This is a genomic window from Rhodoferax sp. (assembly GCF_028688795.1).
In the GTDB taxonomy this organism is placed as follows: domain Bacteria; phylum Pseudomonadota; class Gammaproteobacteria; order Burkholderiales; family Burkholderiaceae_C; genus Rhodoferax.
In genome coordinates this window covers 1-7,207 of record NZ_JAQTXM010000070.1, presented here as the reverse complement: position 1 = coordinate 7,207, position 7,207 = coordinate 1, and the positions used below count along the sequence as shown (strand labels likewise).

The 7,207-nt window shown below is 58.9% G+C and carries 10 protein-coding genes and 1 pseudogene; all 11 read right to left on the bottom strand.

Features of this window, described 5'->3' with window-relative positions:
- The coding region (locus tag PHQ58_RS22855) for a hypothetical protein (protein ID WP_300116042.1) at positions 1–367 on the bottom strand (367 nt) is incomplete at its 3' end.
- A 10-nt stretch (positions 368–377) separates the two neighbouring features.
- A complete protein-coding gene (locus PHQ58_RS22850; RefSeq protein WP_296532200.1) occupies positions 378–1,151 on the bottom strand; it encodes a hypothetical protein in 774 nt (257 codons plus the stop codon).
- Between the two features lie 48 nt (positions 1,152–1,199).
- Entirely contained in the window at positions 1,200–1,646 is a 447-nt protein-coding gene (locus tag PHQ58_RS22845; RefSeq protein WP_300116039.1) for a hypothetical protein, read from the bottom strand.
- Positions 1,647–1,651: 5 nt separating this feature from the next.
- Complete coding sequence (locus tag PHQ58_RS22840) at positions 1,652–1,957, bottom strand: hypothetical protein (protein WP_300116036.1); 306 nt, start codon at positions 1,955–1,957, stop codon at positions 1,652–1,654.
- 13 nt (positions 1,958–1,970) lie between these two features.
- The gene (locus PHQ58_RS22835) at positions 1,971–2,987 is read right to left on the bottom strand and encodes a major capsid protein (RefSeq protein ID WP_296532329.1); all 1,017 of its coding nucleotides are present in this window, start codon (positions 2,985–2,987) and stop codon (positions 1,971–1,973) included.
- Positions 2,988–3,055: 68 nt separating this feature from the next.
- Complete coding sequence (locus PHQ58_RS22830) at positions 3,056–3,433, bottom strand: head decoration protein (RefSeq protein ID WP_296532192.1); 378 nt, start codon at positions 3,431–3,433, stop codon at positions 3,056–3,058.
- A gap of 34 nt (positions 3,434–3,467) precedes the next feature.
- The gene (locus tag PHQ58_RS22825) at positions 3,468–4,748 is read right to left on the bottom strand and encodes a S49 family peptidase (RefSeq protein WP_300116034.1); all 1,281 of its coding nucleotides are present in this window, start codon (positions 4,746–4,748) and stop codon (positions 3,468–3,470) included.
- A 9-nt stretch (positions 4,749–4,757) separates the two neighbouring features.
- Complete coding sequence (locus tag PHQ58_RS22820) at positions 4,758–6,290, bottom strand: phage portal protein (RefSeq protein WP_300116033.1); 1,533 nt, start codon at positions 6,288–6,290, stop codon at positions 4,758–4,760.
- Positions 6,290–6,511, bottom strand: a complete 222-nt coding sequence (locus tag PHQ58_RS22815) for a hypothetical protein (RefSeq protein ID WP_300116030.1) — start codon at positions 6,509–6,511, stop codon at positions 6,290–6,292. Before PHQ58_RS22815 ends, PHQ58_RS22820 begins: the two co-directional genes overlap by 1 nt.
- Before the next feature lie 23 nt (positions 6,512–6,534).
- Positions 6,535–6,939: a hypothetical protein gene (locus PHQ58_RS22810; RefSeq protein ID WP_300116028.1), complete on the bottom strand. Its 405-nt coding sequence runs from the start codon at positions 6,937–6,939 to the stop codon at positions 6,535–6,537.
- Positions 6,940–6,964: 25 nt separating this feature from the next.
- Positions 6,965–7,207 (bottom strand): annotated as a pseudogene (locus PHQ58_RS22805) (hypothetical protein); the annotation flags it as partial.

The following is a 7,207-nucleotide window of genomic DNA, read 5'->3' as shown; positions in this document are numbered from 1 at the left end:
TGGCTGCTTGAATTCCCTTGCCCAGACTGAACAGACCGTCGAGTTTGGGAATCACCGTTCGGGTAAAAAAATCAGCGTTGACCTCCATCACCTTGGCTGCCAGCAGCAACGCGTCGTCCGCTGCCAAATCGTCCACCCACTCGCGCGGTTTTTTGACTGCGATGCCGATGGCGTTCAACAAATCGTCACCACGCTCGCCAAACAGCGCCAGCCAGTTGATTTGCGGCTGGCTCAATTGCGCCATCACGGGTGCGATCACCCGCAGGAAAGCAGGCAACTGGCCCACTTTGAGGGGGGATATCGCAATGGTTTCGCCTGCCACCTGCACCAGGGTGTCCTGGGGAATGAGTTTTTCCAAATCAGTCATGACGCGCCTTTCAGATTTGGACAATGCGGCCGAACTGGCCCAGCGTTGCATCGAAAGGCTTGCTGGAATCGGCCAGCAAGGAGCCTTCCATTTCGAACTTGTTGTATTCGTTGGAGATGAACGAGATTTCCTTCAAGGGATCAAACGCCACCCGGTACAACTCCACCAAGACCTTTGCATTACCGTCGGCGGTGTTGATGCCCTCCAGCCGAAGGAAACGCTCTGGCAGGGGCTGGGTGAAGATGCCAATCTCAGTAGTGACACCGAAGGCGTAGCTGGCCTTCAAGGGTGCGGCGTAGGCCACGGCAGGTGTGCCTCCATCGTTCAGACGCAGCAACTGGATCGCCCCAAAGTCTTTATCGACCGTGTAGTCCACCCCTTCGACAAGCGTTGCGGGTGTGGCGCTGCTGTCCAGAATCACCAGGCTGGCTACCTTGGGGTGAGCCAGGAAATAGCGCTCGCCGACCAAGGGAGAAGCGCCCGCCAATGGCTCATTGGTCACAGTGCCGGGCGTGCCGACCACGTAGTTGCCGTACAGGGCCAGCGCCAAGTTTTCTTTGGTGAACTCTTCAATGGTCAGATTTACTGTGGCGGACTTTTGTTTGACCATGCGGTGATCGAGCGTGCGCTGACCGGTTTGGCTCTCGTAATGCTCCAGCACGTCGGTTTTGAGCGAGAGTTTCAACTCAGCCACGTTGCCGGGTGAGCGAACCTCGATGGGGTTGCCTTCAACGTCACGTTTGCCAAGGTAAACACGGCCCTGGAATGATGCATAGGTACTCATGGTTTGGGATCCTAAAAGTTGGAATGGATGGAAAAAGGGGAAAAGGATTCAGGCTTGAATGGCGATGTCGGCAATCAGGGTGCGGTAGGTGATCTGGTAGCGAGCAGATGTGCTGGCAGCAACGCCGTCAGCGTCATCCACTTCCCATTCGGACTCAACTTCCCTCACCCCCAGCGCCAGACCGCCCAGGTTGACGTCACTCATCAGGGCTGCATGCGCCGAACAGAGCAAGGCATCGGCCACGGTTTCTGGAATTACTGGCGGCACGGCACGCGCCAGTGCGGTGATGCGTACTGTCAACTCGCGGGTGACACGGTCGTTGGCGCGCTCTGCCAGTGACTCACTCTCAGGAAACACCACCAGGGCTGGGCACTGATCGCGCGTAATGGCAACACTGGGCGTGCGCCACACTGAAGCTGCCTGATCTGTGGCCACCGGGTTCAACCGCGCCACCAGCGTCTGCAAAATCCGTTCACGAATGGAGTTCGCTGCCATGGGATTTACACCCGCATCAACTTGGCGCGTACCTCAGAGCCATCGCCCACGGCCGTGACTTCTCGCACCTGATACGCCACGCCCTCGATCTGCACTGATTCGCGGGATTTGAGCCCCACAAAGCAGGAGTTCGGGTAGGTCATCTCGTAATCGGTGCTGACACCAAGCCCGGAGAGCACGTCTTGATCGGGTGCAGAAAATCCGACAGAATGCGTCTGCGCTGCACCGCCATCGGTGGGTTGCCAGTCGCAGGTCTTGAGAAACCCGACATTGGCAGCAGCCAGATAGATTTTTTCGACCAGTGTGGTCATGGGTTTAACCCGATCACGTCGCGGTCAGGCGCACCAACAGGGCTGGACGCTGGCACAGGGGCAGCGGGTTGCTCTGGGTGTGCAAGTCCGTGCCACGCTCAAAATGGCGCGGTGCCTGCTTGGCATAAATCGGCTGGCCCAGCGTGTTGACCGTCTCGTTGAAGTCAGCCGGTGCAAAGTAGGTGGCAAAAGTGTCAATCGTGCCCAGCGGGAACGCATGCGCTTCGCCAGCTTCGATGTACGGTTTGGTCACCCAGCCACCGGAGCCATCGGGCACGCTGGCTTCACCGGCGTATTCCTCAAAGGTGACCCCTGCAAACGGGAAGCCCGAGCGCATGTCGGAGCGCAGAATCTGGCTTTCGTTGAACAGCCGATACGCATCGACCACGCTGGGGTGGGTCACCAACTTGGTGAAGAACTCAGGCGAGACCAAGCACTGCACGCTGCTCATGCGCTCACCCATCAGGCTTTTACCGAGGTAGCGCTTGAGATCGAGACACTTTTCCAGCACGTTGGTGGTGTCAACGTTGAGTTTGAAGCTGATGGTTTTGGGTGTGATCTTGAATTCGTCATACAGATTCACCAGAACCCGGCCATCGGCGTCGAGCACGATGCCTTTCAAAGCGCCCATGCGCAAATACTCCAGGGTGGCCGCATGCTTGGTGCGCATGTTGTCCAGGTGCTCGGCCAGTACCGCCGCAATGGAAGCAAATTCGTTCTCGGTGCCAAACGAGCGAAGGCCAGAGACTTCTTCAGGCAGCACCACGTCATCGTGCGGGATGTGCGGGATCACAAAGCTGCGCAGCGTGCGCTTGCCCCGAATACCGACCGTACCGGGTGAGCCCACAGGCAGGCTGGGCAGCAAATTGAGCACACCAGCCTTTTCTTCGAGCACGATGGTGCGGGTGCGCACCGGCTTGGCGGCAAAAAGACCCAACTGGTCGAGTCGGTCGTAGCGGTTGGGCAGCAGGTTGATCGCGGCTGTCAGCGATGCCATTGAAAAAGCAGGATTGAGAAACGGGTTGTTGATGGCCATGATGGCTTTCCTTCAAAAAGTGGGATGAGTGGGGCGAATTGGCTTGCAGATCAAAGCGGATATCAGGCGCTTTGGCGCACCAGAATGCCCACGGTCTTGAGCTGGGCCACTGCTGCATCGCGCTCTGCCACGGTGATGGCCGCAGGCCAGGTGAGTGCGTGCTGGGCCACCGCGCCATGGCGCGCCAGCATCAGTGCGTCGTCCCGATCCACCAAGTAGGCATCGCAGTCCTGCAACAACACACCACAGGCGAGTTGGCTGCCATCGGTGGCACTTGGATCAAGTTGTTTGACCTTGCCGGTGGCGGTCACCAGCCCAAGTACGGTGCCAAGTACCAGGGTTTGGCCAGCAGTCAGTGTGGCGCGGTCGCGCGAGTAAAAGCCTTCGTCTTCGTACTTGAGCAAGTCGCCCAGATTGAGGGTTTGTTTGATTTCAGCCATGGAGTTCTCCTATTGGTGAGGGGTCAGGTGGGATTTAGCGAGCACCGATTCGGGCTTTGACGGCGGCAATTAGCGGGTTGTCAGGCGAAGCCGGGTTGGAAGTGGCCATTTCCTGGCGCACGGCAGCGTTCGGGTCAATGCGGCTGACGATTTCCGTGGATTGCTGCGCCATTGCCGTGAGCAACTGGCTGCGCACCTGACTGGGTGCCACTTTGGCTTCCAGAAAGCCAGCGATCAGGTCGGTGCGTCCAGCCAGCGTGCAACTTTGCGCGACTTCAATCGCATCAGAAACCGCAAACACGGAGTCGGCGGGTGAAGTGGCGGCCGACGTGGCGGTAGATGTGGTGGTATTGATACCAGTTTGGGCGAGCACAGGAGTGGGTTGGACGGATTGCGTCATGGGAATTTCCTTTTCAGGTGAGGTTTCAGGGAGGGTTTGACTGGCAAGCAGCCGGGAGAGCGAGGGAACTGGTGGGGTCAGCATGGAATTGATCTGCAGAAGAGCGTCATCGAGCGTTCCCACGTCATCAGCCAGACCAGAAGCAACCGCATCTGCGCCGAAGTAAAGGGCGGCTTGGGTGCTTTTGATGGTGTTCACGCCCATGCCCCGGTGTTTGGCCACCGTGGTTGCAAACAGGTCATAAATGCGGTTGACCTCACCCTGCAAAAAGCTGTGTGCTTCACCCGAGATGGGTGCGTGCGGGTTGAGATCGTTTTTTCGATCACCGGCAAAGACTGCGGTGTAAGCAATACCGTCTTGCTGGTCTTTGACCGACTGGTCAACGTGCATGGCAATCACGCCAATCGATCCCACACCACCCGTGCGTGAGACGATCAAGCGACTGGCGGCACTGCCCAGCGCATAGGCAGCAGAGAAAGCCATGTCGTTGGCAACCGCCCAGACCGGTTTGATGGCCGTGGCCGCGCGAATGCGGTCTGCCAGATCGAACACCCCGGAGGATTCACCACCGGGAGAGTCGATATCGAGCAGGATGGCAGCAACATTCGGGTCGGCCAGTGCTGTATCCAGTGCCAAGGCAATCCCGGCGTAACTGGTCAGCCCTGACTGCGCTTCAAGGCCTTGGGTGCGCCGCACCAGCGTGCCATAAATGGGAATCACAGCAATGCCAGACTGAGCAGCACCAGCATCTGCTTGGGCAGCGTTTCGATCAGGCTGGATAAAGCCAGTCGGTGCCGACAAGTCAGGCAGTCCGACGCGCGAGCCCAGCACCGACAAGATGACATCAAGTTTTGGGCGATGGATGAGCAGCGGCGCACCAAATAGGCGTGCCGCCAAATGCGGTAACAGGTTCATGGAAATCCTCTACGTGTCAGTGGTGACGGGATCGCTGGCTTGGGTGTCGGCGGCTTGGGCTGCATGCTTGTTGGGCTCTGCGCTGCCACCGTCTTTGGAGGTGCGTCTGGGGTCGGAGTCAAAAATCAGACCCAGGTCATCGGCGCGCTGGTTGTCAGCAGCGATTTCCCGGTCAACGTCCTCTGCGTCATAGCCAAAGGCCGAAATCGCCTCAGACCGACTCATCAGCCCCGAGCGAATCGCCAGCAGCATGGCTTTGAACTCTTTCTCAGGGTCCACCCACTGCCAGCCCTGCGGAATCCACTTGGCTGCGAGGTATTGCCTGCGCTTGGCGTTGCCACCCCGGGCAAAGCCTGGAGCCTGCAATGCGCCACTGAGCACGGCCTGCTTCATCCACGCCGCCCACACCGGGCGACACATCTGATGCACCAGCACACCGTGCTGCACCATCTCGCAACGCCGCCTGAATTCCAGCATCCCGGCACGAATGCTGGAATAGTTCACGCCCGAGAGGTCACCGGTCAGCTGCTCATAGGTGATACCAATGGCTGCTGCAACCGCCCGAAACTGGGCGCGCAGGAATTCGCCATAGGAGCCACCCACATCGGCCGGGTCAGAGAACTTGATGTCTTCGCCGGGCTCCAGAATCTGCATGGTGCCGGGCTCAAGACCAGCCAGCGATACCCCATTGCCATCGGGCAGGCCTTCGCCCAGCAGGTTGTCCTCCACGCTTTGGCGGGTGACAAAGCCTGCGAACATGGCGGCAGTCTTCTTGCGCACCAGTTCCGCATCGTCGTACTGGTCGAGTTCATTGAGCTTGACCAGGGCGCGTGAGAGCCACGGTTCACCGCGAATCTGTCCCGGGCGCAACACCTTGTACAGGTGGATGATTTCACTGGCATCGATGCGCACCGTCTCCAAGCCACCCTGGCCCGACATCGGGGCGAGCCTGCCATCTTCGGGGTGAGATCGGTACAAGTGGTACGCCACGCGTCGGCCCATGCCGTCGAATTCGATGCCAGACCTCACGACATTGCCCGAATCGAGATCAATATTGAGATTCAAGGGAAGATGCTCGGGCTCGATCAACTGGAGTTGCAGCGGCACACTCAAACCATCTTCAGGTCGGCGCGGCCGCAGGCGGATCAGGCATTCGCCGCCCTCCAGCATGGCCCGACAGGCCAGCGCTTGCAAGCCATAGAAGTCAGTCTGGCCTGCCGCATCGGCTTCTTCCACCCAGTCGCGCCACAGCGTCTGTACTGCCGCCTTGAACGTGTCGTCACCGGCCAGACTTTGTGGCTTGATGCCGGTGCCGACTGCATTGGCCACAAAAGCCTCGATGCCGGACTGCGCCCAGGCGTTGCGGCGCACCAGATCGCGACTTTTGGTGCGCAGTTCGGAATTGGTGGCAAGCAGCGCCGACACAGCGCCCGGGTTGCCGGGCATCCAGCCCTGTGCGCGTCTGCCACGGCCTGCTGCTTCATGTATCGGTCCCTGACCCACCTGGCCAAACAGACTTCTGATTTTTGTATACCAAGTCATCAGAAGCCCTTGGATGTGGTCACGCGAATCTGACGCGGCGCGCCGGGCCACATGCCAGTTGATGCGGCTTGCTCAGACAGCCCTCGCTTGACCTCGCGAATGGCTTGGCGGAGTTCGTCAACGGAGCGGTATTCGACGGTCTTGTCGCCGAAGGAGACACGACGTTCACCTTGTGTGAGTGCCGTCTGCAAGACTTCGAGTTGGGTTTGTGAGAAGGACATGGTGTTTGTTTTCTGTTCGGGCATCAGCGCCAGACGGTCAGGTTTATCTCGGTGGTGTCGGTCAAGGTGCCGTTTGAGGTGGTGCAGACGACCTCCACAAACTGGGTGGTCTTGGCTTCTGCGGTGGCGCGTGCGCCAGCGTGTTTCATGGCCGATTGGTTGCCCGCATTGCGTGTGAACGCCTGCCAGCAGTAATTGGCATCTGGCATGGAATTCAAAAACGTCACCCGGAATTTGCCAGTGCTTGTGCGGGTGACGCTATGAACATTGAACCCAGCCCGAACCACCACCGAGGCTTTGTTGCCAGTTCCAATCACACCGAAGCACACCCAGGCTTTTGCAACCCCAGGGTGATCGGCGGTGATGCGGGTCTTGAGTTCAAGAGCCAGGCGCTGCGCCAATTCGGTGATGTGTTGGGCCAGGTTCATGATCAATCAGTCAGAAGTTGACTGTTTAGGCAGCAAGCGCTGCTTCGAATGCGGCCACAAAGTCGGTGTCAAAGTTGCCGATGTCCAGCACGGAGACCGCACCAATGTTCTGGCGGGCTTGTTCCTGCTCAGGTGCAGTCAGTGCCTGTACCGCATCAAAGCGCACTCGCTTGTCAACGGCTGCAAGCAAGGCAGCAATGCCGGTTTGGTCATTGAGCAGGGCATCCTGCAATTCTTTGAGCGTGTCAAACGCCGCATCGGCCCCACC